The sequence below is a fragment of the Nocardia sp. NPDC003183 genome (assembly GCF_053590715.1).
This window is the reverse complement of record NZ_JBSFTG010000001.1, coordinates 1,668,762-1,692,879: the sequence shown is the minus strand read 5'-3', so window position 1 is coordinate 1,692,879 and position 24,118 is coordinate 1,668,762. Positions and strand designations below refer to the sequence as shown.

At 64.4% G+C, this 24,118-nt stretch carries 21 protein-coding genes and 2 pseudogenes; 12 read left to right on the top strand and 11 right to left on the bottom strand.

The window, feature by feature from the left end:
* Positions 1–106 precede the first annotated feature (106 nt).
* On the top strand, positions 107–832 hold the full coding sequence (locus tag ACWDXS_RS07750; protein ID WP_449963318.1) for a response regulator transcription factor: 726 nt from the start codon (positions 107–109) through the stop codon (positions 830–832).
* Complete coding sequence (locus ACWDXS_RS07745; RefSeq protein ID WP_449963315.1) at positions 832–2,229, top strand: sensor histidine kinase; 1,398 nt, start codon at positions 832–834, stop codon at positions 2,227–2,229. The genes ACWDXS_RS07750 and ACWDXS_RS07745 overlap by 1 nt, the downstream gene beginning before the upstream one ends.
* Here the strand turns inward: ACWDXS_RS07745 and ACWDXS_RS07740 are convergent.
* From ACWDXS_RS07740 to ACWDXS_RS07725, 4 genes are all read right to left on the bottom strand, one after another.
* Positions 2,193–2,501: a hypothetical protein gene (locus ACWDXS_RS07740; protein WP_449963312.1), complete on the bottom strand. Its 309-nt coding sequence runs from the start codon at positions 2,499–2,501 to the stop codon at positions 2,193–2,195. The two genes, ACWDXS_RS07745 and ACWDXS_RS07740, sit on opposite strands and share 37 nt — an antisense overlap.
* A gap of 8 nt (positions 2,502–2,509) precedes the next feature.
* Positions 2,510–2,842, bottom strand: coding sequence for a carboxymuconolactone decarboxylase family protein (locus tag ACWDXS_RS07735; protein WP_449963462.1), 333 nt, complete (start codon positions 2,840–2,842; stop codon positions 2,510–2,512).
* A 101-nt stretch (positions 2,843–2,943) separates the two neighbouring features.
* Complete coding sequence (locus ACWDXS_RS07730; protein WP_449963309.1) at positions 2,944–3,588, bottom strand: 3-oxoacid CoA-transferase subunit B; 645 nt, start codon at positions 3,586–3,588, stop codon at positions 2,944–2,946.
* On the bottom strand, positions 3,585–4,346 hold the full coding sequence (locus ACWDXS_RS07725) for a CoA transferase subunit A (RefSeq protein ID WP_449963306.1): 762 nt from the start codon (positions 4,344–4,346) through the stop codon (positions 3,585–3,587). The genes ACWDXS_RS07730 and ACWDXS_RS07725 overlap by 4 nt, the downstream gene beginning before the upstream one ends.
* Before the next feature lie 173 nt (positions 4,347–4,519).
* On the opposite strand from ACWDXS_RS07725, the gene ACWDXS_RS07720 reads away from it, so the two are divergent.
* On the top strand, positions 4,520–5,308 hold the full coding sequence (locus ACWDXS_RS07720) for an IclR family transcriptional regulator (protein ID WP_449963303.1): 789 nt from the start codon (positions 4,520–4,522) through the stop codon (positions 5,306–5,308).
* 258 nt (positions 5,309–5,566) lie between these two features.
* Positions 5,567–6,478: pseudogene (locus tag ACWDXS_RS07715) on the top strand (RNA polymerase sigma factor); the annotation flags it as partial.
* A 136-nt stretch (positions 6,479–6,614) separates the two neighbouring features.
* Here ACWDXS_RS07715 and ACWDXS_RS07710 read toward each other — a convergent pair.
* Positions 6,615–7,592 carry an Lrp/AsnC family transcriptional regulator gene (locus ACWDXS_RS07710; RefSeq protein ID WP_449963300.1) on the bottom strand — a complete coding sequence of 326 codons (978 nt, stop codon included), beginning with the start codon at positions 7,590–7,592 and terminating at the stop codon, positions 6,615–6,617.
* A gap of 111 nt (positions 7,593–7,703) precedes the next feature.
* Here ACWDXS_RS07710 and ACWDXS_RS07705 point away from each other — a divergent pair, with 111 nt between their 5' ends.
* The 4 genes and pseudogenes from ACWDXS_RS07705 to ACWDXS_RS07690 all read left to right on the top strand — a co-directional run bounded on the left by ACWDXS_RS07705 (position 7,704) and on the right by ACWDXS_RS07690 (position 10,680).
* Entirely contained in the window at positions 7,704–8,078 is a 375-nt protein-coding gene (locus ACWDXS_RS07705) for a VOC family protein (protein WP_449963297.1), read from the top strand.
* Between the two features lie 1,455 nt (positions 8,079–9,533).
* A pseudogene (locus ACWDXS_RS07700) lies at positions 9,534–9,668 on the top strand (class 1b ribonucleoside-diphosphate reductase subunit beta); the annotation flags it as partial.
* A 117-nt stretch (positions 9,669–9,785) separates the two neighbouring features.
* Positions 9,786–10,130, top strand: a complete 345-nt coding sequence (locus ACWDXS_RS07695; protein ID WP_449963294.1) for a hypothetical protein — start codon at positions 9,786–9,788, stop codon at positions 10,128–10,130.
* Positions 10,131–10,155: 25 nt separating this feature from the next.
* On the top strand, positions 10,156–10,680 hold the full coding sequence (locus tag ACWDXS_RS07690) for a hypothetical protein (protein ID WP_449963291.1): 525 nt from the start codon (positions 10,156–10,158) through the stop codon (positions 10,678–10,680).
* Positions 10,681–11,453: 773 nt separating this feature from the next.
* Here the strand turns inward: ACWDXS_RS07690 and ACWDXS_RS07685 are convergent.
* A complete protein-coding gene (locus ACWDXS_RS07685; RefSeq protein ID WP_449963288.1) occupies positions 11,454–12,674 on the bottom strand; it encodes a VWA domain-containing protein in 1,221 nt (406 codons plus the stop codon).
* 678 nt (positions 12,675–13,352) lie between these two features.
* Between ACWDXS_RS07685 and ACWDXS_RS07680 the strand changes: the two genes are divergently transcribed.
* Both ACWDXS_RS07680 and ACWDXS_RS07675 read left to right on the top strand, forming a co-directional pair.
* Positions 13,353–14,369: a helix-turn-helix domain-containing protein gene (locus ACWDXS_RS07680; protein WP_449963286.1), complete on the top strand. Its 1,017-nt coding sequence runs from the start codon at positions 13,353–13,355 to the stop codon at positions 14,367–14,369.
* Between the two features lie 464 nt (positions 14,370–14,833).
* On the top strand, positions 14,834–15,397 hold the full coding sequence (locus ACWDXS_RS07675) for a hypothetical protein (RefSeq protein WP_449963283.1): 564 nt from the start codon (positions 14,834–14,836) through the stop codon (positions 15,395–15,397).
* A gap of 1,211 nt (positions 15,398–16,608) precedes the next feature.
* On the opposite strand, the gene ACWDXS_RS07670 is transcribed toward ACWDXS_RS07675, so the two are convergent.
* Positions 16,609–17,211: a TetR/AcrR family transcriptional regulator gene (locus tag ACWDXS_RS07670; RefSeq protein ID WP_378987169.1), complete on the bottom strand. Its 603-nt coding sequence runs from the start codon at positions 17,209–17,211 to the stop codon at positions 16,609–16,611.
* Positions 17,212–17,272: 61 nt separating this feature from the next.
* Between ACWDXS_RS07670 and ACWDXS_RS07665 the strand changes: the two genes are divergently transcribed.
* Positions 17,273–18,619 (top strand): flavin monoamine oxidase family protein, encoded by a 1,347-nt coding sequence (locus tag ACWDXS_RS07665; RefSeq protein ID WP_449963280.1) that lies wholly within the window; start codon positions 17,273–17,275, stop codon positions 18,617–18,619.
* Between the two features lie 132 nt (positions 18,620–18,751).
* The gene (locus ACWDXS_RS07660) at positions 18,752–20,110 is read left to right on the top strand and encodes a flavin monoamine oxidase family protein (protein ID WP_449963459.1); all 1,359 of its coding nucleotides are present in this window, start codon (positions 18,752–18,754) and stop codon (positions 20,108–20,110) included.
* Between the two features lie 789 nt (positions 20,111–20,899).
* Here the strand turns inward: ACWDXS_RS07660 and ACWDXS_RS07655 are convergent.
* The 4 genes from ACWDXS_RS07655 to ACWDXS_RS07640 form a co-directional block, all read right to left on the bottom strand.
* Entirely contained in the window at positions 20,900–21,691 is a 792-nt protein-coding gene (locus ACWDXS_RS07655; RefSeq protein WP_387443972.1) for an ABC transporter permease, read from the bottom strand.
* Positions 21,688–22,500 carry an ABC transporter permease gene (locus ACWDXS_RS07650; RefSeq protein WP_449963276.1) on the bottom strand — a complete coding sequence of 271 codons (813 nt, stop codon included), beginning with the start codon at positions 22,498–22,500 and terminating at the stop codon, positions 21,688–21,690. The genes ACWDXS_RS07655 and ACWDXS_RS07650 overlap by 4 nt, the downstream gene beginning before the upstream one ends.
* Positions 22,497–23,447 carry an ATP-binding cassette domain-containing protein gene (locus ACWDXS_RS07645; protein ID WP_378987153.1) on the bottom strand — a complete coding sequence of 317 codons (951 nt, stop codon included), beginning with the start codon at positions 23,445–23,447 and terminating at the stop codon, positions 22,497–22,499. The genes ACWDXS_RS07650 and ACWDXS_RS07645 overlap by 4 nt, the downstream gene beginning before the upstream one ends.
* A gap of 86 nt (positions 23,448–23,533) precedes the next feature.
* Positions 23,534–24,091, bottom strand: a complete 558-nt coding sequence (locus ACWDXS_RS07640; RefSeq protein WP_449963271.1) for a TetR/AcrR family transcriptional regulator — start codon at positions 24,089–24,091, stop codon at positions 23,534–23,536.
* Between the last annotated feature and the right edge of the window lie 27 nt (positions 24,092–24,118).

Sequence of the window (24,118 nt, the reverse complement as noted above, 5' to 3'; positions counted from 1 at the left end):
CTGGCGGGCCCTCGAGGAGTTCCTGGCGGTTTCCTGGGGGCGGGTTCACAGGAGATCGCCAGGAAACCTCCAGCCACCTCACACCGTCGACGGGCATCCTGTCACTATGCTCGCGACATCGACGTCACTGCCCGCAGTCGAGTTATCGTCGACGACACCGCGGGTCCTCGTGGTCGACGACGAAGAGAACATCGCCTATCTAGTCGGTACTGGCTTGCGTATGGCGGGGTGCGCGGTGGAGATCGCGTCGACCGGCAGGGAAGCGCTGGCGCTGGCGGACAGCTATCGGCCGGATGCGATCGTGCTCGACATCATGCTGCCCGACGACGACGGCTACGCGGTCTTGACCAAACTGCGTGGTCGGGGATGCGACGCACCGGTCCTGTTCCTCACCGCGCGATCCGATACCGCCGAACGAGTCCGCGGATTGACCAGCGGCGGTGACGATTACATCGTCAAACCGTTCGTACTGGAGGAGGTTGTCGCCCGCGTCCAGGTCGCGCTGCGCAGGAGGGGAGCGATCACCGAGCTACCCGCGCAATGGCGAGTGGCGGATCTGGTGCTCGACGACGAAGCGCACCGTGTGTGGCGTGGTGACGAGGAAGTACATCTCACGGTCACCGAATTCACCCTGCTTCGATGTCTCATCACCAACGTCGGTCGAGTGGTCACCCGAGCACGGATCCTGGATCACGTGTGGCAGTACAACTTCGACGGCGAGTCCGCTGTCATCGAAACCTTCATCAGCAGCCTGCGTAAGAAGATCGACCGCAGCGGTCCGAAGCTCATCCACACCGTGCGTGGGGTGGGTTACTGCATCCGAGACGTCTGATGTCGCTGGCGAGGCGGCTGACCCTGGCGCTCATCGCCTTGACTCTGACGATGCTGGCCGCCGGTGGCGCGGTTGTCGTGATCCAACGCCACTACCTCGTCCAGCAACTCGACACCCGACTGTCGCAGCTGGCAGGGAATCCGATGGTGCCGATATTGCTGAGCCAGCGGTCGAGACAGGTCAGCAGGTTCCCCGCCGCGTTCGGTGACATCTACCTCGGGATTCGCAATGGCGACGGCACACTGACCACCATTCAGGCACCCACTGATGACCCGGACGTGGTGCCGAACCTGCATGGCGTGCAGTCGCTTCCCGTGGCGGCAGGTCGCCCGACGACGGCGGGCATCGCGTCGGAGATGCGGGTGATGACGATCGAATCCTTCGGTGCCACCGCGGTCATCGGAATATCAGCCCAGAACGCACGCGATGCCACATCGCGGCTGATCCTCGCGCTGGCGGCGGCCGGTGTGATCATCGGACTGGTTGTCGGTTCGGTCGTCTGGTGGGTGCACCGTCTCGGTTTGGCGCCGATCGCGCGGATGACTGAGGCTGCCGATGCGATTGCCGCCGGAGCCACAGATCGTCGTGTCGAGGCGTATCGGCCGGGGACCGAGGCTGCCCGGTTGAGCCAGGCGTTGAACACCATGATCGACGCCATTCAAGTTACCGAGGACCGGATGCGGCGATTCGTCGCCGACGCATCTCACGAACTACGCACGCCACTGACAACCCTGCGTGGATACTCGGCCCTGTACTCGTCCGATGGACCCGTCGATGCAGGTGGGGTACAAGACGCGATGCGCCGAATCAACGACGAGGCCCGCCGAATGACGGGCATCGTGGAAGCACTACTGGACCTCAACGATCTGGACGAGCACGGCATCGCGGATCGTGAACTGGTCGACGTCGTGCCCCTGATCGCAGCCGTTGTCGACGATCTGCATGTCATCCAGTCCGAGCGCTGCATCCGTGTCGAAATGCCCGCATCCCTTTGCGCCGCCGCGGTGCCCGATCGGGTGATCCAAGCAGTGCTGTCGCTGGCTACGAATGCGATGCGGCACACTCCCGCTGATTCCACGATCACCATCCGCGTCCTCGGAATCAGCGATTCGGTACGAATCTCGGTCGATGACACCGGGCCGGGTATCGCGCCCGAGCATCTTCCGCATCTGTTCGACAGGTTCTATCGGGCCGACAGCGGTCGCGCGCGCAGCCGGGGCGGCAATGGTCTGGGTTTGGCGATTGTCGCTGCGATCATGCACGCGCACGATGGAACTTTTGGGGTCGACGCCAAGCCTGGTCGCGGTAGCAGCTTCTGGATCGAGTTTCCCCGAGCTACTGCAAGGATCGGTGGTGTCGATCAGCCTGGTCGTTCGACGCCCACCAGACCCGACTGAACCGCGATCACCACCAGTTGAGCGCGGTCGCGCTCACCGAGTTTCGTCATCGCCCGCTGTACATGGACGCGTGCGGCTAACGGGCCTACGTGTAGCTGTTCGGATATCTCCTCCTCGTCAGGTCCCTCTGTGTCGTGGACGACAAAACTCACGTTCGCACGCGGCCAGAACGTCGACGCCGCGGAAGCGTTGCTATAAGCCTCCAAGTCGGTGAGGAAGCGGGCGATGAGCGTTCGTGTGGCGGTGGCGTCGGCACACAGCTCGTGAGCCACATATCCGCCTACTCGGTGAGAGCGTCGAAAGTGTGCTGCACGATACGCATGGCGGAAAGTGCCGCGGGCGCACCGCAATACCCGGCGGTGTGGATGATCGCCTCGACGATCTCTTCGCGAGTGAGGCCATTGGCGAGTGCGCCACGCACATGGCCGGCGAGCTCCTCGTGCGCTCGAAGCGCAGTCAGCATCCCGAGATTGAGCAGACTGCGGCTGCGTCGGTCTAGGCCGGGACGAGTCCACACCGCACCCCAGACGTGCTCAGTGACGAAGCGCTGCAGTTTCGCCGACTCGATTCCCTCGGTACGGGCCAGCGCCTGGTCGACGAACGAATCGCCCATCACCTCCCGGCGGACCGACAAACCTGCCTTCCACGAGGCGGATTCGTGCTGGGAGTCATCGGGAAACGACACTGCTACCTCCTGGTGCAAGAGACCAGTCCTCAGGCGAGGACTGTACTGATGGTCAGTGGTGTTCCGGTGGCGCGGCGCACCTGCTCGACGCTCACACCGGGCGCGGTCTCGCGAAGAATCACTTCACCCTCGGCGATGTCGAGGACAGCGAGGTCGGTGATCACCCGCTGGACAACGGCTTGGCCGGTAAGGGGCAGGGTGCACGCGTCGACGATCTTGGGTGCGCCGTCGCGGGTGGTGTGCTCCATCAGCACGATCACCCGGCGGGCGCCGTGGACGAGGTCCATTGCCCCGCCCATGCCTTTGACCATCGCGCCGGGCACCATCCAGTTCGCCAGATCACCGGCTCGCGAGACCTGCATCCCGCCCAGTACCGCGGTGTCGATGTGCCCGCCCCGGATCATGCCGAACGACAGCGCCGAGTCGAAGAACGAGGCGCCGGGTTCGACCGTCACGGTCTCTTTGCCCGCGTTGATCAGATCGGCGTCGACGGCGTCCTCGTCCGGGTACGGGCCGGTACCGAGGACGCCGTTCTCGCTGTGCAGGACCACTGCGACGCCGGCGGGCAGGTGGTTCGGGATCAGGGTGGGCAGGCCGATGCCGAGGTTGACGTACTCCCCGGGCGAGAGTTCCTGTGCCGCGCGAGCGGCCATCTCTGTGCGTGTCCAGCTCATCGGGTGGCCTCCTGTCGGACGGTCCGCTTCTCGATGCGTTTTTCCTGGGCGCCGGTGTGCACGACCCGCTGCACGAACACCCCCGGCAGATGAACGTGTGCCGGGTCGAGGTCGCCGGCCGGGACGAGCCGCTCGACCTGCGCGATGGTGATCCGCCCTGCCATCGCGACCAGCGGGTTGAAGTTCATGGCCGACTTCTCGAAGATCAGGTTCCCCTCGGTGTCGGCGACGGCGGCGTGAACGAGGGCGAAATCGGCGACGATCGCTTCTTCGAGGACGTAGCGGCGCTGTCCGAACTCCCGGACTTCCTTCGGCGGTGAGGCCAGCGCCACCGAACCGTCCGGCGCGTAGCGCCACGGGAGGCCGCCATCGCTGATCGGTGTCCCGACGCCGGCCGGGGTGTAAAAGGCGGGTATACCAGCTCCACCGGCCCGAAGTCGCTCGGCGAGGGTTCCCTGCGGGATCAGTTCCACCTCGAGTTCGCCGCCGAGGTACTGGCGTGCGAACTCCTTGTTCTCACCCACATACGATGCGGTTACTCGGGCGATCCGCCCGGCCGACAACAGGATTCCCAGGCCGTAGTCGTCGACGCCGCAGTTGTTGGAGAACACTTCGAAGTCGGTGGTCCCGCCCTCGGTGATCGCCGCGATCAGCGCATCCGGGACACCGCACAACCCGAACCCGCCGACTGCCAACGTCGCCCCCGAGCTGATATCGGCTACGGCGGCGATTGTCGTATCCACCACTTTCGATTTCATTCGTGACTTGCCTTTCGTCAAGGCGTTCATTGATTGGACGCCTGCGCCGGTCGGCTAAACAGAACACTCCTGCACCTGGAACTGGCAAGATGAGAATCGCCGACTGGGTTGAATTGCTCGGCGAGTGGACGGTGGAGCGTCCTACGTCCACTGAGTGGACGTAGGATGCGACCATGACCGGAGAGTCGAGCCCCTCTGTCCTCGGCCGCGCGGCGTCCTTGCTGCGTGCGGTTGCCGCAGGCGGCGACATCGGAGTCTCGACAAGTGAGCTGGCACGTCGGACCGATCTCGCCAGACCCACCGCGCATCGCCTGCTCTCCTCGCTGGCCGATGAGGGCTTCCTCGACCGCGATGCGAGCTCGGGTCTGTGGTTTCTCGGACCGGAACTGTTCCTCATGGGCTCGCTCGCTGCCGAGCGCTATGACATCGCCGACGTGGCTAGGCCGGTGCTGCGTGAGCTCGCCCGCGAGACGGGGGAGAGCGCGTTCCTGTCCGCGCGGCGAGGCAACGAGACGGTGTGCCTGGTCGGCGAGGAAGGTAGCTTTCCGCTGCGCTCGCACGTGCTGCACGTCGGCATCCGCTTCCCTCTCGGCGTCGCCTCAGCCGGTCTGGTGCTCCTCGCGCACCTGCCCGACCGCGACATCGAGGACTGGCTCGGACGCAACGACCTGGCAGCACAGTGGGGTGCGCGCCACACGCGCGACGAGCTCACGCAGCGTATTGCCGCGACACGGGAAACCGGGTGGTGTGTGAACCCGGGACTGCTGGTCGAGGGAAGCTGGGGAATGGCAGCGGCCGTGTTCGATCGCCGCGGCGAGCCGCGGTGGGCTTTGAGCTTGACTGGGGTCGAAAGTCGATTCCGCGCCGAGCGTCACGACGCGTTGGGCACGCTGTTGCTGCGTCGCGCCCACGAGCTGACGCTGACGCTGTCGCGGCGCGGCTCAGGACCGGCTACCCGATGAACGCCGCGCCGCACGGGGGCGCGGTCGCGCGATGTGCCCGATTGGGCAACGCGCCCATTCTCGGGCCTTGAATTCTGGGCTGTCGGTTGGTTGTTCGGGCAGCTGTGGGCCGCGAGACTCGACAGAGGATCCTATGGCCTCTCCGAGATCGTGGTCTCACGTCGCGATGCCACTGTGTCACTCGAGAGGTCGAAAATGGCAACAAAGCCGAAGGCAATGGTACGCAGTGGTGTTCGGGGTGAGAGCAGCGTCGGGGTGGATTCGACGCGGGCCTACCTCCAGCAGATCGGCCGGGTAGATCTCCTCTCCGCAGAACAGGAAGTAGATCTGGCCATCCGCGTCGAGGCGGGCTTGGTCGCTGCTGCGAAGTTGCAGGAAATTGCAGAGGGATTCAAGGCTCCCAGTGCTGCCAGGCGGCGGGATCTGATGTGGATCGCGCGCGATGGCGTCAGGGCCAAAGAGCACTTGCTCGAGGCGAACTTGCGACTCGTGGTTTCGATCGCCAAGAAGTACAACGGGCGCGGCCTGGACTTCCTGGACTTGGTCCAGGAAGGAAACTTCGGTCTCGTTCGCGCCATCGAGAAATTCGACTACAAGAAGGGGTTCAAGCTCTCGACGTACGCGACATGGTGGATACGCCAGGCCATCAGCCGCGCGATGGCCGACCAGGCGCGCACTATCCGCATTCCTGTGCACGGAGTGGAGGTGATCAACCGTCTCGGCAGTGTGGAGCGTGCTCTTGTCGTGGAACTGGGCCGCGCACCGACGACAGAGGAAATCGCCGCAGCGATGGGCATCGTGGCGACCAAGGTGCAGGAGCTCAAACAACTAGCGCTCGAACCAGTCTCCCTGGACCAGATGATCGGTGATGAAGCGGACACGAGCCTTGGTGATCTCGTGGAGGATTCCGAAGGTGTGGTCGCCGTCGAGGCGGTGTCGTTCGCCCTGATGCAGCGGCATATGGCGTCTGTGCTCGATTCCCTGACCAAGCGAGAAGCGGCCGTCATGAGGTTGCGGTTCGGCCTGACTGATGGCAAGTCACGAACGCTCGACGACATCGGAGGACTTTTCGGCGTAACAGGAGAGAGGATTCGGCAGATCGAGGCGAAGACGATGTCGAAACTCTGTCATCCGGCACGCTCGTATCCGTTGCTCGGCTACCTCGACTGAACCGCTTCGGAGCCCCACCGTAACGGGCCGGAGCCGCCCGGAAAACCGATGTTCTGACAATCAGAACATGTTTGACCATTCACCTGTTGCTCACGTCGTTGGTGGATGTGAGGTACCGGGTGCGTAGCCGCCATCATCAGGCCTGCGGCGACAGGCGGGGGCCGGCTCGCTTGATCCATCGGGAGACGATCTCTGTCTGAACTCGATGCACGCCGGGGAGTGCGCCGATGCGGTCGGCGAGGTAGTCGTGGAGTGCGTCGGCGGTAGTGACCTCGAGTATGGCGACGATGTTGCTCGTTCCGGTGGTCGTGGCGGCGAATGCGACCTCGGTGTGGGATCTGAGCGAAGCGGTGACGGTGCGGAGCGCGGCCGGTTGTACGTCGAGCCAGCAGATCGCGTCTGTGTACCGTCCGTAGAGCTTGGGGTCGACCTCGACCTCGAACATCAGCACACTGCGGGCTGTAAGGTCACCGATCCGGCGCCGTACCGTCGATTCGGGAATGCCCGAGGCGCTGGCGAGGCGGGCGGTACTGGTACGGCCGTCGGTGGCCAACAGCCGCAGGAGCTGCTCGTCCTCATCTGACGGCGGTGCCGGAGTGCTGTGCCCCGTAATGGCCGGTTTCAGGGCTTGCTGCTCGGTAGCGGTCAGTGCTTGCAGCCGACCGGGCCACCCACCCACGCCTGCGATGGGGGTGAGCAACCTTTGGGCGGTCATGGTTCCGACACCTGTCCCACGCCGCAACTGCTCGAGTGCGCTGCCGCCGTCACCGGTTGCGGTGGGAACGCGCAAGATACAACTGAGCTCGCCGCTGCCCGCCAGGAAAGCTACCCAGGAGATGTCCCAGCGGGCGGCGAGCACACGCGCGACGGCCTCCGTAGACGCGGGCGCGGTCGAAATGCGCAGGAACCAGTCCTCATGCGTTTGCTGGTGGTGGCCGGTGACACCAACGACGCGCAGTGCCAACTGAGACCGCAGCCGATGATAGCGGCGCGAGACGGCCCGTTCGGACATGCCGAGCGCGGCCGCGATCCGCGCGAATGACGCCCGGCCGTCGAGTTGCAGGGCGTGCAGCACTCGCCGGTCGTCGGTGCCGAGCGTGACGTGATCCACCATTAATGGGCAGTCTAACGTCGGAATCCACCAAATGTGGACTGTCTGAGCGACTATCGAGGGCCTATGTTTCAGAGTTGGGACACCGATATTCCTAGTTGCCAGGAGGATTCCGTGCTCACTGTTCTGCCTATCCGCTATGTCGCTGACGTGGCCGCATCCCGCCGCTTCTATGAGGGACTCGGCCTGACTTACCGCGCGGATGTCAGTGTCGCGGTGTGGGCGCACTTGGACGCCTCTGCCGGCGCGGTCGGCGTCCATGACGCCGCCGTATCCAAGGGGCGCCCACCTGGGACGGTCGAGCTCGGATTCTCCACCGACGAGCGGCTCGAGGACGTATCTGCTCGCCTGACCGACGACGGATACGAGCACACTCTCGTCGATGAGGACTTCGGCCGTAGTATCCGCGTCACTGACCCAGACGGGGTCGTGATCCAGATTCAGGAGATCGACCCGGAAACCGTGCGCCGCTCCCAGTCACGGCTGTGAGAGGAACCGACATCGAATCCCTCGGGAATGCCAGTCGAGGCCACTGCCTAGACGTCGAATCTTTCTAGGGTGGTCGGCATCGCGGTGGTTGCTGTGCGGCAATCGACAGCATGGTCCGGCCTGCTGCACGTGCTGGCGCTCGACAAGCACGGCATTGGCGCTCGACCATGGCTGTCGCTGTCACCCTCGTGTACACGGTGTGTGGCGACCTGTGAGGAGGCGTATTGGTGGTGCAGCGTGACGCCATACGGGTAGCCCGAGGGCAAATACGTTGCGTTGCAACGAGATTGCTAGTCTCTTGGCGGCAGGTGAGCGGTGCGGACCGCAGACTCGCGCCGCTCACCCTGCCGTCCTCTTGTGCCGATTCGTGTGAGTCCAACGAGTCAAGCACCGTATTCGCGCACACGTCAGCGACTTCTCACCTTACGAATCATGCAAGTACCGCTTCCAGATGCGAGTCCAGCTCGGCCCGCCTTCAATACGGAGCTGAGTGGAGTGCCCGGCCGATCGCGGTGCTCTTAGCCTTGCTGTGCCTAGGCCAAGTTGCGGGCGGTTCAGCTGCGATATGGATCGGTGGCAGCCAGGTCGGTGACGTGGATGGTCGGGGGCGCGCTACGGGCGCGGTTGGGCTTTGGTGAGGCGGCTCGGTTTCGGGAGCTCAGTTGCACACGAGGAAAACCATGAGCTGGCTTCGCTTCCCCGAAGGGTTCATGATCCAATCCTTCCGGACACCGGGGTGATCGGAGGTTTGGAAGTGGCCGACCCGACTGACCGTTCATCGCTGAATGTCGCCGCGGGCCGGTGTGACCTCGCGTCGCCACCGTCCAGGACGGACTCGCCTGAAAACGGTCCGGCTTTCGTTGGGTTTGCTGAGCGCGGTCTTCCACGGCCTCGGGACAGTGCGGGTAGGCCGATTCCTTACGTCACGTCCTTCGGACACGAGGGGGCCCCGGACTGGCGCCGCTTCGACTCGCAGTTAGCTCTCGAATGCCAAGCGGCGTGGCTGTGTCAGGTCTGTGGTCTGGAGCTCTCACAGAGGGCATGGGTGGTCGTCGACGGTGCTGGTGAAGTGGTTTCGGGAACCGCGATGCACCAGGGGTGCCTCTCCATGGCGGCTACTGGTTGCCCACACCTGCGGGCCACTACCGACCTCGAATCGGTTGAGGTCCACCGCGGTCAGATCATTGCTGACGAGGTTCCGCTGTCGAAGTTCCCTACTGTCGAGCATTCCGACGACTTCGGTCCGTATGGAACGCGACTTCGCCGTTGGCGTGTGGTCGGGCGCCAACCCGATGGCACGTGTGGATCGGATCGATCGGTGGTCGGTGTGTCTGGGCCGGGTGATGTGGACGTCGAACGGGAGGACGGCCATTGATGGTGAAGTCGACATCGGGGAGTGCTACGAACGATTCGGTGAGGCAGCGGTGCTACGAAAGCCTGGTCCGACGCGGCGTCTGCAAGGTCAACCCCGCGATGCCGTCCGCCCTCTCGCCCGATACCGACGAGAACCACGACTTCTTCTCGGGGTCCGGGTCGAGCTACGTCATCGGCAAGGCTGTCGAGACCGAGGATGACGACTGGGAATTTTGACCCTCATCGATCTGTCGAGTCCCGGTGGGTTGCAGCTCAGGCTATTCGGTGGCATCCAGCGGATTCTCCCTTTGTGAAGGATGGCCGAGTGTGCCGACCTGACTAAAGGCGCCAACTATGGCCGATGTCGCCCAAGTGGGTTATGTACGACGGAGGAATCGTCAAGAATGGCTGTATGTCGAACCCGACGACTCCGCCTTCCTCTTCGTCGACACCTCCGCCTTCCTCTACACCTCTACCCGCGGCATCGTCGCCAACGCCCTCGCCGGCCACGCCACCGACATCGTGGTGGAAGAACAGTGTTGTTCTCGGGGTAGCGGGACTGGTCGGTGCCGTTGCTGCCGTGCTCGCGCTCTTTCGCGACACAGTCGACTTCAAGATCGGGTCTATGGCGGATTCGCCAACCACGTCGATCGCATCCACCGCGAATCCGGCACCTGGACCTGGCGTTGGCAGCAATAACTATGGGTGGGGTCCGATGCGGGAGGTGTACACCAAGAAAGAAGCCTCCCCAACGGCAGTATTCAATAGCATTGTTGACAATAAGCAGATGGGCGATGAACGAAATTTTGTGCAATGCCGTGTCGCGGACAGCAAGAACACGCTCGCGGATGAAGTCGCGATCAGTGGCAATGTTGAAATTCTAGTTTTTGTATTAATAGACAATTCCAGTGCGCTCCCTGACCAGGCCATAAGGGGTGCTCGGATGGACCTGCTGGTCGACTCCAGGCCGGTCTTCAATCCCGTATTGAATGTCACACTCTCCGGGGACAATGCCATAAAAATATGGAATGGCTGCAAGATCCTTTCGGCGATACCCACCACGCTTTCTTATATACCGGGAAGCGCGCATCTCGCTATTTATGAGAACCCGTTCATCAAAGTTGATGACCGGGTAGTGCGTGGCGATAAACTACTGCCGGGAGTGCGGGGCAATGCCGATGGAGTAATCGGAGGGGATAGGCAGAACTACGGGTACATTGAATTTCGCGTGAAGGCATATGGAAGCTAGCGGAACCTTCTCGGGGTCGGCGCGGGATCTGTCAACGGCAGCGCCTTCGAGCCCGAGGGCGACTATTGGGCGTTTTGGTGCTACGGGAGCGCACAGCGTATCGACTACACCCGCTTCCCGTGCGTCGGAAGGCCACCGCTGACCGTGTGAACGCTGGTGTTAGTCGACCCCGCTTTCCCGGGCCTGGCCTTGCCATTCGGGAGCAGGCGGTGCCCTGAGTCAATGCGGTTGTAGGGCAGTTCGGATGGGCCGACAACAGCGAGCGGAGCCTGCCGACGCCGAACTGCTTCCGCTCGCTCAGCCACGATAGCCTTCCGTCGCCCGGGTGACGTTGGCGAACGGTAGGGCAACTCCCTGTCGCGAATATTCCGAATCCGGTTACGCAAAACTCGGTAGCGTTTTCCTCCGCTGACCTTGACTGAGAGGGTGGACAGTAGCTCGTCAATCTCCGCGTAGACCAGTTCACGCCGTCGATCCAGATCGGGTGATGCGCCTTGGCGAGATCGCTCAGATGCGAGCCCCCGTGCACAGTGCTCAAGTCTCGCGGCGGAGTTGCGGAGTTGCTCGAACTTGCTGCCGCTATCCCCATGGACCGCCATCCATGAATCGTAGTCCGAGAGGCGTTCTGTGGGTGGGAATCCAAACGTACTGCGGCCCACCGACCTGCCGCAGAAATTGATCACACTGCGGCAGCGCCGCGAGGAGACCAGCCGCGACCCACAGCCCTGGAGACCAGCTTCCAGATCGTAGTCGACGACGACCTGGCCAGCTGCTCACCGACGCGCCCACACTCCATACGCATCCAGCAAACCGGCGTAGAATTCCTCTCCCGGGACCGCTCCCGGGTTCTTGCCGGCGTCGTAGAACGCGACGTTGCTGAAAGTGGCTGATGCCGAGGCATTGAGGTTCTTATAGAAGGCCAGCTTGCCGCGGCCGAACCCGACGAACAGCCAAAATACCCCCAGCGAGGCGGTGTTCTGCAGCAGGGAACGGATCTCGGCTTTGTCGTAGGGCTCGCTACCTACCTGGACGATCGCCAAAACCGGGTCGGAGCTACCGGATTCCTGATAGTGGCTCACGATTCGACGCATCGCCTGGGTGATATTTCCCCAGCCCCAGTCGACCTGGGTGTGGAGCTGGCCGATCCGACCGCGGTAGTTGGTCAGGCTGATCTCTTCAAGGAACGGTTCGTCTTCGCCGGAGAAGATCACCGGGACGATGCCGTCGTCGTCGAGGTTCACCGACAGTGCAAGCACCCGCTCGGCGAAGGCCTGAATGGCGAACGACTCGTACATGTCTTTCATGTCATAGCCGTGATCGAGGACGAGGTAGACGGCAGCACGGCAGTTGGCGAGACCGCTGCTGACGAGTGCTTGCCCCGCTTGGCGGGCTGGCGCCAACAACGCAGGAGCTTGACTCGCGACCTTCGTCAGCTCGACCGAGGAAGCCGCAGGAGCGTTGGAAGTTGGACTTGCGGTGGGTGACGTCGTAGTGGAGGGTTCGTCGTCGACGGTCACGCCGAAGTCGGTGGCCAGGCCTGCGAGACCGGAGGAGTAGCCCTGGCCCACCGCACGCACCTTCCAGCTGTCGCTACGTCGGTATATCTCAGCGAGTAGCACCACCGTCTCGCCCGCACTGAAATCCGGGGCGGTGAACTGCAGTTCAGGTCCGGTGGTCGATTTCAGCGTCAACAGGGGGGAAGTCGTGAACACCGTGCCGGGATGCAATGGGTCGGCGCTGGCGACGATGATGATCTTGTCCACGTCGTGCGGTACGCGCGAGAACTCGACGGTCACTGTCATTCCTGCCACCGAGACACCATCCTGTGACGGATGGTTGTAGAACACCAGGTCGTTGTCGCTGCGGACCGTTCCGTTCGCAGCCACAAGGAGTGCGGAGACGTCGACCGGCCCGCCTGTGGGCGCGACCGTGCACGCGAGCGAACCGGACGTCAGAACCGCGTTCTCGCCTTTTCGCAGCAATGCTGCAGTCATGCAGTCGTTCCCTTCAGCAGTTGTCCAGCCGAGCGGCGTGGACCGGAGTGGCACTACGAGCGAGCGCGAGTGAGCTTATGGCACAACACCTTCCGAGGCCTTGAATTTCGCAATACTGCGGTAGTGCGCCGTTTCGCATCGGCGTCGGATACCTGTGCAGAATCGGTCGAAAGGGTCTATTGCTCGAACACATCCAGGATCGATGACGCGTGGAGCCAACCGGCACTCGGGCTGGTATGCACCGACGTGGTCGGCCACGACCTGCGGCGAAGGATGCCGTCGGCACCCTCTGGGGTACGCGGCGTGTGGCAGCCGCGAGAAGGGCGGGTATTCTTGGTGCAACGAGATGCCCATCGGGTAGGGCGAGGCAAATATGTTGCATTACACCGAGATTGCTTGCCTGTTGGCGGTAGGTGGGCGGTTCGGACCGCAGACTCGCGCCGCTCATCCTGCCTTCCTCTCGTAATTGTTCGTGGGAGTTCAACTAGTCGAGCGCCGTATTCGCTCAAGTATCAGTGACTTCTCAGCGGACCGAATCATGCGAGCATCGTTTCCAGATGCGAGTTCAGCGCGGCACCGTCTGTATTGCCGAGGTGAGTAGAGCGCCTGGGGCACCGCGCCGCTCCCCGCGGTGGCGTGGATGGTCGGGGGCGAGCTGAGTAGGCATGGATACCCCAAATGGCTGCCAACGTTGCGAATGCAGGCGTATGCAAGCACATCTGCAAGCACATCTGCACGCAAATTCTGTTGTCGGAGTGCAAGACTCGTCGTGTGGATACACACCGCAGCGTTGGTTACGACCAACAGACCGAACCCCGGCCGAGTACGAGTGTCGGAGACGTCCCCACCGTTCTACGTCGGATGCTGGGGCTGCGGCTCCAACAGCTGCGTAGGGAACAGTGCTTGACCCAACAGGAGGTCGGCGAGAAGGTCTGGGCTTCCGGATCAAAGATCAGTCGGATCGAGTCAGGTCTGGTCCGGCTCGACCGCAATGGCGTCGTCGAGCTGCTGGCGTTCTATGGAGTCTCAGATCCGAGTGAACATGACAAGTACCTGTCGCTGGTTGACCTGGGAAGTCGGCCGGGTTGGTGGCACCGCGACAGCGATTCACTCCCGAAGGGGTTCGAGCTTCTCAGCCTGGAATCGGCCGCCCACCTGATTCGCTGCTATGAACCTGCCGTGGTTCCCGAACTGTTGCAGACACCTGAATACGCCAGGGCTGCACTTCAGTTGGCCTATCCAGGACATCCCGAAGCGGAGATTAACCGTCTGTTGACCGTGCGGCTGCGTAGGCAGCAGATCCTCGGCCACGTTGATTCGCCGCATCTATGGACCCTGGTCGAAGAGAGCGCTCTTCAACGGCGGATCGGAGACGACCAGATCTGGCGGAATCAACTCGAACACCTCGCGAGGATGAGCCGTGAGCCGCGGATCAGCGTTCAGATTGTGGGAGACGCGGCGTGCGGGCCAGCGCGGGCAGGAAGTGCGTTCGTCTACCTACGCTTCGTCGACAGGCAGTTGCCCGACATCGTTTGTGTCACGCAACCGACGAGCACGCTGTACTTAGAGGGTGAGAATGACATCAATCGATACCTGCAAGTAGCGAATCTGCTCGCCGTGGAAGCGACGAAGCCACGCGATGCCTCCGGCTCCATCGAAAAGCTGCTGGCCAGCACGCAGGCAGCTGGGGACTAGATGGACTTGGGAGGTGTCGTTGCGATCTCCTCTGCGGTGGTGGCGCTGTCGGCTGCAGCATCGCGAATCATTGTGTGCATGATCGCCTTGCAGGGTGTCCAGCCGGAGCATCGGCCCGCGATCATCCGTGCAGTAGCTGCACTTTTCCGGCGGACACGATCAGGGAGGGGGTAGGGGAGCGTCGACTCAACTGTCCACGGGGCTGAATTAGCGCAGACCGGCCAGGCCGCTCAGATGGCTACGGCGACCGGAACGGTCGGTGGATACCGCTACGCTCGCCGAAACCACAGCTCGTCAACCCATGCAGGGGGAACGACCATGATCGACCCGCACCCGGACATGCCCACGGCGGTGTCGCTGTTCAGCGCCCACCCTCACAGTGACGTCATTGTGGCTCACTCAAACCCGGTCGCCGCCAACCTGTTCCCGGTCTCCGGAGCCGCCGCTCGCCCCGCGGCTGCCGAGTGAGCGAGCGGGACGAGCGCACCGCCGGTCCCGTTACGGCGGTGCGGGACGAGTATCGCGACCGGAGGGCGATCGCCCGCGAGTGCGAGCTGATCGTGCACTTCCTCGACTTCCTCAGAGTCCCGCTGGACCAGTGGGCCGGACACGGCAGGTGGGCCACGCTGGCGCCCGCTACCCGCGCCGACCTCGGTACCCATGCGCTGGCCACCCTCGACACCGCGCTGACCGACCTCGCCGTGGTCCGCGCCCGCTTGGCCGCGACAGTCGCGTCGGCGCCGGACCCTGTCGGGCCGGGCGCACCTATCTCGGGTCTCGAGCACGGCGGGGCGGGCTGGGCGGTGGTGCGGGCGTTCGATCGGTTCGTCGTCCCGACGAGGTTCATCTCGATCTCGCTGGACCAGTGGGCCGCTCGCACTCCTGACGACTACAGCGACGAAGCCCGCATGCTCGCTGGGGAGCGCGCGCTGGGCTTTCTCGACAATGCCCTGACCCAGCTCGTACCGATCCGCGAGGTCCTCGCCGAAGACCTCGCCGAGCGCCCCACAGAAACCCCACACTCTTGACCGGAATCAATGGGAATTGATGCGAACCGATGAGAACGGTCGCTTCGCGAAAATGCTTGGTGCTGAGCATTATTGGGTACTGATGGGTGAGGTCTGGACAACTGGAACGCTCGCGAGGTGGTCGCAGGTTCGAATCCCGTCAAGCCTGAAGGCAGCCCATCTGAGCCGGGTCAGCGCTGTTGTCGACCAGCATGCTGAATGGGAGTGCTCCCGATCGTCCCGGCCGAAGCTGCGAGGCGCTCGGGTTTTTCGTCGGGACGGGGCGTGGAGGCGGTATGAGGTCTCGCCTTCGGTCTACGCCGTGGGATCGACATCGGTTTTCGCGGGTTTCGGCTCTAGCGGCCTGTTCGCGAGGTTGGTGAGGAGATGCATCAGTGCACGAGCCGCGGTTGGTGTGAGGCTCGGGCGGATTCGTCGGGATGATGACTTCGAGCTCTGCCGGTTCCGTGCTGGCGTCCCGGTGGGTGGCGCGCGTCGGCAAAGGGTTCTGGGGCAGGCCTGGTTTCTGCAGTGGGTTCCTCTTCGGCAGTGGTGGCCTGGTCAGGGTTGCCTGTGGTGGACTCGATCGGCCTATGGCCTCCGCGGTAGGGGGTTCCATGATCCGCTGATGTCGTTGGTTTCTTAAGGATCTCTCAGGTTTACCCGTTTTGAACCCCCACGGGCTCCTGCCTGCGGTTTTGCGGCTTAGCTGACTCGGCTGGCCTCAATGGCACACGGCCGTATGTGCTGGTCAGAGGGGTAATGCGATGAAAAGAATTGTGTCCGGAGGGCGATTCGACCACTACGCACACCAGCTAACCCAGCAGACGTCGTTGGTGGTGGGCTGACGCATGCGGTGGGGGAGGCCTTAGACGGTTGGTTCCCACGACGGGGAGGGTGCCGATACGCTGTGAACGCCAACCATTAGCTTGTATCAAGCGTGTGCGCGGCCGATTGCCCAATCACGAACGCCCCGCACTCGTCACCGCCGATTTCAGCTGGTCAATGCGCCGCGCATTCCCTGAATCGTCGTTACCGAGCGTCCAAGTCGTCATGCCTTGGTAGCCGGCGGCACAAGCCGCTGGTTGTAGCGGTACATGGATGTCGCGGCAGCCAAGGGTTGGGACGGGCGCACTAGCTTGAAGGAGTCGTGGCATTCGGCACGCTCGATGTCGGCACAGGGAGACCGCCCGGCCTTGGTAGCGAAGGTCGGTCTGGTTTTCGTACGGTCTTCAGTGGCGCGCGGCGCCGATGATCAGCCCGCCGAGCAGGGCGCGCGCCAGCTCTGCCGCTCGCGCGCGACTGAGGGTGAGATCGGCGGATTCGGCGATCGTGAGCGACATTTCGGTGAGGGCGCCGTAGAAGGCGCTGGCAAGCAGTTCGGGCGGGTGCGGGTGGATATGGCCGGCATCGAGCAGGCGTTGGGCGCCTTCGATGACGAGCCCGATGAGGTGGCGCTGGTCGACTTCACGCCAGCGTCGCCAGCCCAGCGCGATGGGGCCCTGCAGCAGCACGATGTGGCGATACGCGGGTTCGGTGCAGATATCGAGGAAGGTTTCCATCGCGCGCTCGATGCGTTCCACTGGATCGGTTGAGGAGTCCAATGCGGCTCGGATACGTTGTGCCGCTTGTTGTTCCAGGTCATCGACGACCGCCTCGAACAGCCCCTTCTTGCCATCGAAGTGGTGATAGAGCGCGCCGCGGGTGAGGCCGGCGGCCCGCACCAGCTCCTCTGCCGACAGATCGGTGTACTCCCGTTCGGCGAACAGGCGAGCCCCGGTCTCGAGCAGCGTCTGCCGAGTGTTCTCGACGTGCTTGTCACGCAAAGACTCCATGCGCTATGTTTAGCACATACAGTGTGTATGTCAGATTCGCCGTGAATCGAGGATGTGGCTTATGGACAAGTCGGTGGACGTCGTGATCGTCGGCGCCGGAGCTGCGGGCTTGGTCGCCGCCCGTGACCTGGTGGGCAGTGGATCTGAGGTGCTGGTGCTTGAGGCGCGGGACCGGGTGGGTGGCCGTCTGCTCAACGCCGAGCTGCCCGGTGGCTCGCCGATCGAGGTCGGTGGGCAGTGGGTCGGTCCGACCCAGCATCACGTGATGGCGCTGATCGGGGAGCTGGGCCTGCGGACCTACCCCACCCACACCGTCGGGCGTCACATCGCCGAGCTGGGTCGATCCCGTTCCGAGTACACCGGCCGTATCCCGCGGGTGAACCCGCTGGCGCTTCTCGACATCGCCCAGACGCAGCTGCGGCTGGACCGGTTGGCGCGCAAGGTCGCCCGGGCCGCGCCGTGGGAGTACGAGCTGGCAGAGTCCCTGGACGCGCAGACCTTCGACACCTGGCTGCGTAACCACGCCCACACCGCCGACGGGCGAGCCTTCTTCCGATTGATCACCGAGGCCGTGTTCTCCGCGGGGCCGGAGGACATGTCGGCGCTGTGGGCGAACTTCTACATCGGCGCCGCGGGCGGACTCGACGCGCTGATCAACGTCGCCCAGGGCGCCCAGCAGGACCGGATCGTGGGCGGTACCCAGACCATCGCGCTGGCCATGGCCCAGGAACTCGGGGACCGGATCGTCCTCAACAGTCCGGTGACCGACATCGATTGGGACGACACCGGAGTGCGAGTCCGCGCCGACGGCGTGACGGTGCGTGCGCGCCGTGCCGTGATCGCGGTGCCGCCGCCACTGGCCGCCCGGATCCGGTTCGCCCCGGGTCTGCCCGGTGATCGGGACCAGCTCGTGCAGCGGATGCCGATGGGCCGGGTGATCAAGGTCAATGTCGCCTACGACGAGCCGTTCTGGCGGGCCGAGGGCTGGTCCGGCCAGGCCAACAGTGACCGGCGAGCCCTGGGCACCGTCTTCGACAACACCCCCTTCGGCGGTGGCCTCGGCGTTCTCGTCGGATTCCTCGAGGGCCGCCACGCCGACACCAGCGCCCGGCTGGCCTCGGCCGACCGTCGCGCGCTGGTGCTCGAGGATCTGGCCGGGTACTTCGGCCCGCGGGCGCGTAAACCCATCGACTACATCGAAAAGGACTGGGCCGAAGAGGAATACAGCCGCGGCTGCTACGGCGCGTTCACCACGCCCGGCACGCTGACCCGCTTCGGACCCGCACTGCGCCGCCCGATCGGCCCGCTGCACTGGGCAGGCACCGAAACCGCCACGCGCTGGCCCGGTTACATCGACGGTGCCACCGAGTCCGGCCACCGCGTCGCCGAAGAGATCCGCAGCGCCTGACCGTCGCTGCGGCGAACAAATGACAGCCATCGCCGATTGTTGCTCGCGCACACAGGCCATCACGGCACAGGTGCACTGCGATTGATTCAGTTGTTGACAGGGCGGTCTCGTCCGCCCGGAAAGGCAGACATGATGCACGAGGACTCCACGCGTACTGAGGGCCCCTCCGGTTCGGCTCAGACCACAACGGTGGCTGTGGTCGGGGCAGGGTTGGCGGGACTGACAGCGGCGCGCGCTCTGCACCGGGCAGGTGTCGATGTGCTCGTGCTCGAGGCCGCCGACCGGTTGGGCGGGCGGGCGATGAGCGAAACCACCGCGCTGGGGTCACGCGTGGATCTGGGCGGGCAATGGATCGGCCACCACCATCACCGCATCGCCGCGCTGGCCCGCGAGCTCGGTGCCACCCAGTTCCGCATGCACACCACGTCGCTGCCGACCATCCTCGACGGTGCTCGCCGTGTACCGCTGGGCGCGCCGTCGATGCTGGCGACCGTAGGCCTTCTTCTCGGCCTGGAAGCGTTGTCGCACATCCATCCGCCCCAGCGGTGGGACACCACGACGGTCGCGGACTGGTTGGCCAAGGTGCCCGGGCGCACGCCACGACGACTCCTGGAACTGGCCGCCCTGACCTCGTGGACCGCGGACCTCGACCGGTTGTCGGTGCAGGCGATGATGACGTTGATCCGCCTGCAGGGCGGACTGCGGACCATGCTGTCGACCACCGGTGGTGCGCAGGAGGATCTGCTGGTCGAAGGTGTCGGTACCCTCGTCGATCGCCTTGCCGACGACCTGAGCTCCCGTGTTCGTCTCGGGCACCGGGTCGCCTCGATCGTGGCGGGCGCCGACGGCGTCACCCTCGCTACTACCGAGGGGACGATCCACGCCACCAAAATCGTGGTGACAATTCCGCCACCGTTGCTGGACCGCATCAGGTTCCAGCCGTCCCTGCCGCCCGATCGGGTCGCCGTTGCTACCCGCACCTACATGGGATCGGTCTACAAAGCGATCGCGGTCTTCGACCGGCCGTTCTGGCGAGACCGAGGCACGAATGCGCAGATCATGGTCCTCGGTGCTCCCGGGATCGCGGTGTTCGACACCAGCCCACCCGACGGTCCCGGCCACCTGTGCATGCTGGTAGCCGGCCCGCACGCACGCGCACTCGACCAGCTCGGCGCCGCCTCTCGGCGCGAAACCCTCCTCGGTCCCCTGATTTCCCAGCTCGGCACCGAGGTCCTCGAGCCGGTGAGCTGGCACGAGAAGGCATGGCATCTCGACGACAACGTCGGCGGCGGCTACACCGCACTTCCCGAACCGGGCACCGATGCGCTCATGCCACTGCCGTTCACGCCGGTGGGCGACATCCATTGGGCCGGTACCGAAACCGCAGTCGATCACCCGGGCTACCTCGACGGTGCCATCGAATCTGGCACCCGCGTAGCCCACGAAGTCCTCGACGCCCTCGCGCAGCGAGACCAGCTCACGCCGCGATAGCGAAACCGACGGTAAGCATCCTTCCGCAGCGAGACGACTGAGTGGCGAGTCGGGAGTGGCCGTTGCAAGGATGAATCGGCGATTGTCGAGGTGCTGGGACTCGATGATCAGTCGAGCGCACTTGGAAGGCGTAGTAGGGGAGTGCCTGCCGTGTGGATCAGCCAAGCTCGCGAATTCGGCAACGCGAATCGGGTGTGGCGAGCGACCACGGTGTTGCGGGATCCACCGAAGAACAACGTGACCCGTCGTGGGTTCGGCAGAGTCGTCGCCGACATGAGCCGGCCTCGTCGACATGGCCGCAGTGTCGGTCGTGCGGCACCACCATCTTCAACGAGCTGGTATCGAGTCAGAACCGGAACCTGCTGTGGCGTATCAGCTTCGGCGAAACATGGACGCGATACGCACCCGCATCGTCCACACCACCGCAGCGATCCGGGCGTTCATCACCAGGTTCGCTGATGCGATACGGAGCCAGGACCCGCACGCGAACCGTCCTGGCCACCGGGTGAATGTCAGCGATGCGGCGCATCGGCAACGCAGGCAGATATGCGATGTGCGCTCGATCTGTACAGGATTCGTTGTGCCGTTTCTTCCTGAAGCCCATTCCCAGAACGAATGGTGATCGAGGCGATCGTCGCGACAGTCGCGGCACACACATGTGGCGGCTACGACGTGGCTGTCGACGGGGTTGTGGTCCTCAGCGGAGGCCAGGGAGAGCCCATGTGTTCCGGGCGTCGCCGGCACGACAGGCAAGGCGACGCGGGTCGAGTGGGGGCCTCGGCGCGTGGTTCAGCGTCGGCGGTATCCGCGAATGGCGAGCGTGCCGAAAACCACGGTCAGCGCCACTGTCCACGCCAGCGCGCGCCACATGGGCGCGGCGACCGGTCCGGATGCCGCCAGCCCGCGCATCACCTCGACCACCGACGACACCGGATTAGCGGCTGCGACGGGCTGAATCCACGAGGGCAGATCCTGGCGGGGGACGAATCCGGTCGACAGGAACGAAGCCACCAGCAGGATCGCGTTGAGCGCTGAACCCACCGCCTCCCCGGATTTGGCGTGGACGGCGATCGCCACCATCATCCAGGCGACCCCGGTACCGAAGATCAGCGGCAGCACGAGGAAGCCGATGACGCCGAGCGTGCCGCCGGTGAAACGGAATCCGAGCAGATAGCCGACTCCGATCACCGCGAGCAGGGTGATCAGGTTGCGCACCGCATCCCCGGCGATGCGCCCGATCAGCGGGGCCGCTCGAGCGATCGGCATCGCCCGTAGCCTGCGGTCGAATCCTGATTGCAGATCGTCGTACGTCGTCATGGCGGTGCCGAGCCCGGCGAACGCGATACCCATCACGGCGAACAGCGGCAGGCTGAAGTTGACGTAGTCGGCCCGGCTTCCGCCGGGAACGACCAGCGAGCCGAACGACATCGTCATCAGCACCAGCAGGATCAGGGGAAAGAATGTCGCCATCATCAGCAGGACGGGGTTGCGCAGCGTCACCCGGATAGCCCGGATGGTGAGTGCCCACCCGTCGATGAGCACATGCGGGCGGGGTCCCGTCGGCGTGCGGGTTTTGTTCACAATGACCTCCGATATGCCCTGGCCGCGAGCGCGACACACACGACGAACCCGCCGCTCAACCACAGCAGAGCGGTCGTGACGGGCCCGGCGAGGGCTGCCTGCGGGTCGGCCAGCGCCCGCAGCGCGTCTGCGGTGCAACTGAGCGGCTGATTGGCGACGAACGGCTGCAACCAGTCCGGGAACGCCTCGGTCGGTGTGAAAGCGTTCGACACGAGCAGGAACGGGAAGAAGATGACATTGGTGATGACCTGGACCGAGTCCACCTTGCCTGCCGCGAAACCGATCGCGATGAACCCGGTGCACACCACCGCAGCGAAAAACAGTGCGACGAGCACGAATCCGATCGATGCGAGTACACCACCACCGAGGTGGAAGCCCATGACGGCACCGGCGGGCAGCAGGACCGCGATCGTCAGCAGCGCACGGGTCAGCTCCGCGCCGACAAGTCCCAGTACCGGGGCGATCGGTGAGACCGCCATGGAGCGGAGCCTGCGGATCATGCCGCCGGTCACGTCCTCGACCGACAGAATGGCCGCCGACATGGCCGTGAACAGCATCGCCTGCAGAATAACCGCGGGCAGCATGTACTGGCCGTAATCACTGCCGATCCGGCGCTCGACCACGGTGCCGAACACGACGTAGAACATCGTGGCGAAGACCAACGGCAGCACCACGGCGCCGATGACAGAGGCGGGGCGTCTGCTCATCAGCCGCAGCTGGCGACCGGCCAGGATCGCGGTGTCGGCTGGCATCGACGGATATGGACGGGTCACCGTGGCAACGGTTTTCGATGTGGCGGTGGTCGTCACGGGGTCTCCTCGGGCTCGCCCGAGACGCTGGGGTGACCGGTCAGGCGGAAGAACACGTCATCGAGAGTGGGGCGGCGCAGGGCGATGTCGTCGACGGCGATCTCGGCCGCATCAAGCTTGCGCACGACATCGACCAGCGTCGCGGCACCCGACGCGGCGACTGCGACGCCGTCGCTCAGCTCGGCGAGCCCGGTCATGTCCGCCAGCGCGGCAGCGATCCGGGGGCGGTCGCCCTCGGCCGCAGTGACGTGGCAGACCGAACCTCCGGCTTGGTCCTTGAGCTCGTCGGCGGTGCCGTCCGCGATGACACGGCCGTGGTCGACCACCACGATCCGGTCGGCCAGTTCGTCTGCCTCGTCCAGGTATTGGGTGGTGAGCAGGATGGTCATGCCGTCGTCGCGCAGGTCCCGGACCACGTCCCACAGCACCGCGCGGCTGCGCGGGTCGAGACCGGTGGTCGGTTCGTCGAGGAAGAGTACTTCCGGTTGGCCGATCAACGATGCCGCGAGGTCGAGCCGTCGCCGCATGCCGCCGGAGAAGGTACCGCTGCGCCGATCGGCGGCCTCGGTGAGATCGAAGCGGACCAGTAGTTCCTCTGCGCGCTCGGCAGCCCGCCGGCGTCCCAGTTTCAGCAGCCGCCCGAACAGGACCAGGTTCTCGCGCGCGGTCAGGTTCTCGTCCAGGGCGACGAACTGCCCGGTCAGGCCGATCACTGACCGGACCGCGCCCGCGTCGGCCACCACATCGTGACCGGCGACTCGCGCGTGACCCGCGTCGGGAACCAGCAGGGTGGTGAGTACATCGATTGTTGTCGTTTTTCCCGCCCCGTTCGGTCCGAGCACCCCAGCGATCGTGCCCCGTTCCACCGCGAAACCGAGCCCATCCAGCGCGGTCACCCCGCCGAACCGTTTGACGAGGCCCTCCGCCTCGACCGCATAGTCAACCATGGGAGTTAACTTAACCTAACCTAACTAGAAATAGGTAGGCTGCACCGGTATACGGCAATCGGACCAACGAGGTGGGGTGGCGGTGGTTACGTCGGCGAACCAATCGCCTTGCGCAGACTCGTCAGCGCCTGTGTCTGTGCGTGCATGCGACTGGCTGACCCACGGTTGACGTGGTCGACGGCGGCATACAGCAGCGCCCACATCATGTTCAGGATCCACGAGGCGTCGAGCGCCGCGTCGATCGAGCTGTCGTCGCGCCCCCGCTCTATCGCCGCGATCGCGTCGTCGTCGGACAGGCACGACGTGGTCTCGTCGTACACGCCGGATGTGAAGAAGATGACCGTGAGGACATCGCTGAGTTCGAAGTACGCCTGGCACAGCCGCAGGACGGCGTCGAGCCCTGTCCCGTCTGCCAGGCGCGCACGATTCGCAGCGTCGGCCACGGCCTGCTCGGTGAGCCGCCCGACGGCGGTGATCAGGTCGGATCGTTCGGGAAAGTAGCGGTGCAGCGTCGTACGCCCGACGCGCGCCTTCGCGGCGACTTCCGTCAGCGAGGCGTTGGGCGATTTCGCGAACGTCGCCACTGCCGCGTCGAGAATCGCGCGACGGGTGCGTTCGCGGGCACTGGTCTCTTCGACATCCACGGGTGCAGCATAAGCGAGATCCATCCT

Bases quoted from the DNA above. Each gene is read 5' to 3' on its own strand.
- ACWDXS_RS07750 (WP_449963318.1), top strand. From the start codon at position 107: ATGCTCGCGACATCGACGTCACTGCCCGCAGTCGAGTTATCGTCGACG.
- ACWDXS_RS07745 (WP_449963315.1), top strand. From the start codon at position 832: ATGTCGCTGGCGAGGCGGCTGACCCTGGCGCTCATCGCCTTGACTCTG.
- ACWDXS_RS07735 (WP_449963462.1), bottom strand. From the start codon at position 2,842: ATGGGCGATTCGTTCGTCGACCAGGCGCTGGCCCGTACCGAGGGAATC.
- ACWDXS_RS07730 (WP_449963309.1), bottom strand. From the start codon at position 3,588: ATGAGCTGGACACGCACAGAGATGGCCGCTCGCGCGGCACAGGAACTC.
- ACWDXS_RS07725 (WP_449963306.1), bottom strand. From the start codon at position 4,346: ATGAAATCGAAAGTGGTGGATACGACAATCGCCGCCGTAGCCGATATC.
- ACWDXS_RS07720 (WP_449963303.1), top strand. From the start codon at position 4,520: ATGACCGGAGAGTCGAGCCCCTCTGTCCTCGGCCGCGCGGCGTCCTTG.
- ACWDXS_RS07710 (WP_449963300.1), bottom strand. From the start codon at position 7,592: ATGGTGGATCACGTCACGCTCGGCACCGACGACCGGCGAGTGCTGCAC.
- ACWDXS_RS07695 (WP_449963294.1), top strand. From the start codon at position 9,786: ATGGCCGATGTCGCCCAAGTGGGTTATGTACGACGGAGGAATCGTCAA.
- ACWDXS_RS07685 (WP_449963288.1), bottom strand. From the start codon at position 12,674: ATGACTGCAGCATTGCTGCGAAAAGGCGAGAACGCGGTTCTGACGTCC.
- ACWDXS_RS07680 (WP_449963286.1), top strand. From the start codon at position 13,353: ATGGCTGCCAACGTTGCGAATGCAGGCGTATGCAAGCACATCTGCAAG.
- ACWDXS_RS07670 (WP_378987169.1), bottom strand. From the start codon at position 17,211: ATGGAGTCTTTGCGTGACAAGCACGTCGAGAACACTCGGCAGACGCTG.
- ACWDXS_RS07665 (WP_449963280.1), top strand. From the start codon at position 17,273: ATGGACAAGTCGGTGGACGTCGTGATCGTCGGCGCCGGAGCTGCGGGC.
- ACWDXS_RS07660 (WP_449963459.1), top strand. From the start codon at position 18,752: ATGCACGAGGACTCCACGCGTACTGAGGGCCCCTCCGGTTCGGCTCAG.
- ACWDXS_RS07645 (WP_378987153.1), bottom strand. From the start codon at position 23,447: ATGGTTGACTATGCGGTCGAGGCGGAGGGCCTCGTCAAACGGTTCGGC.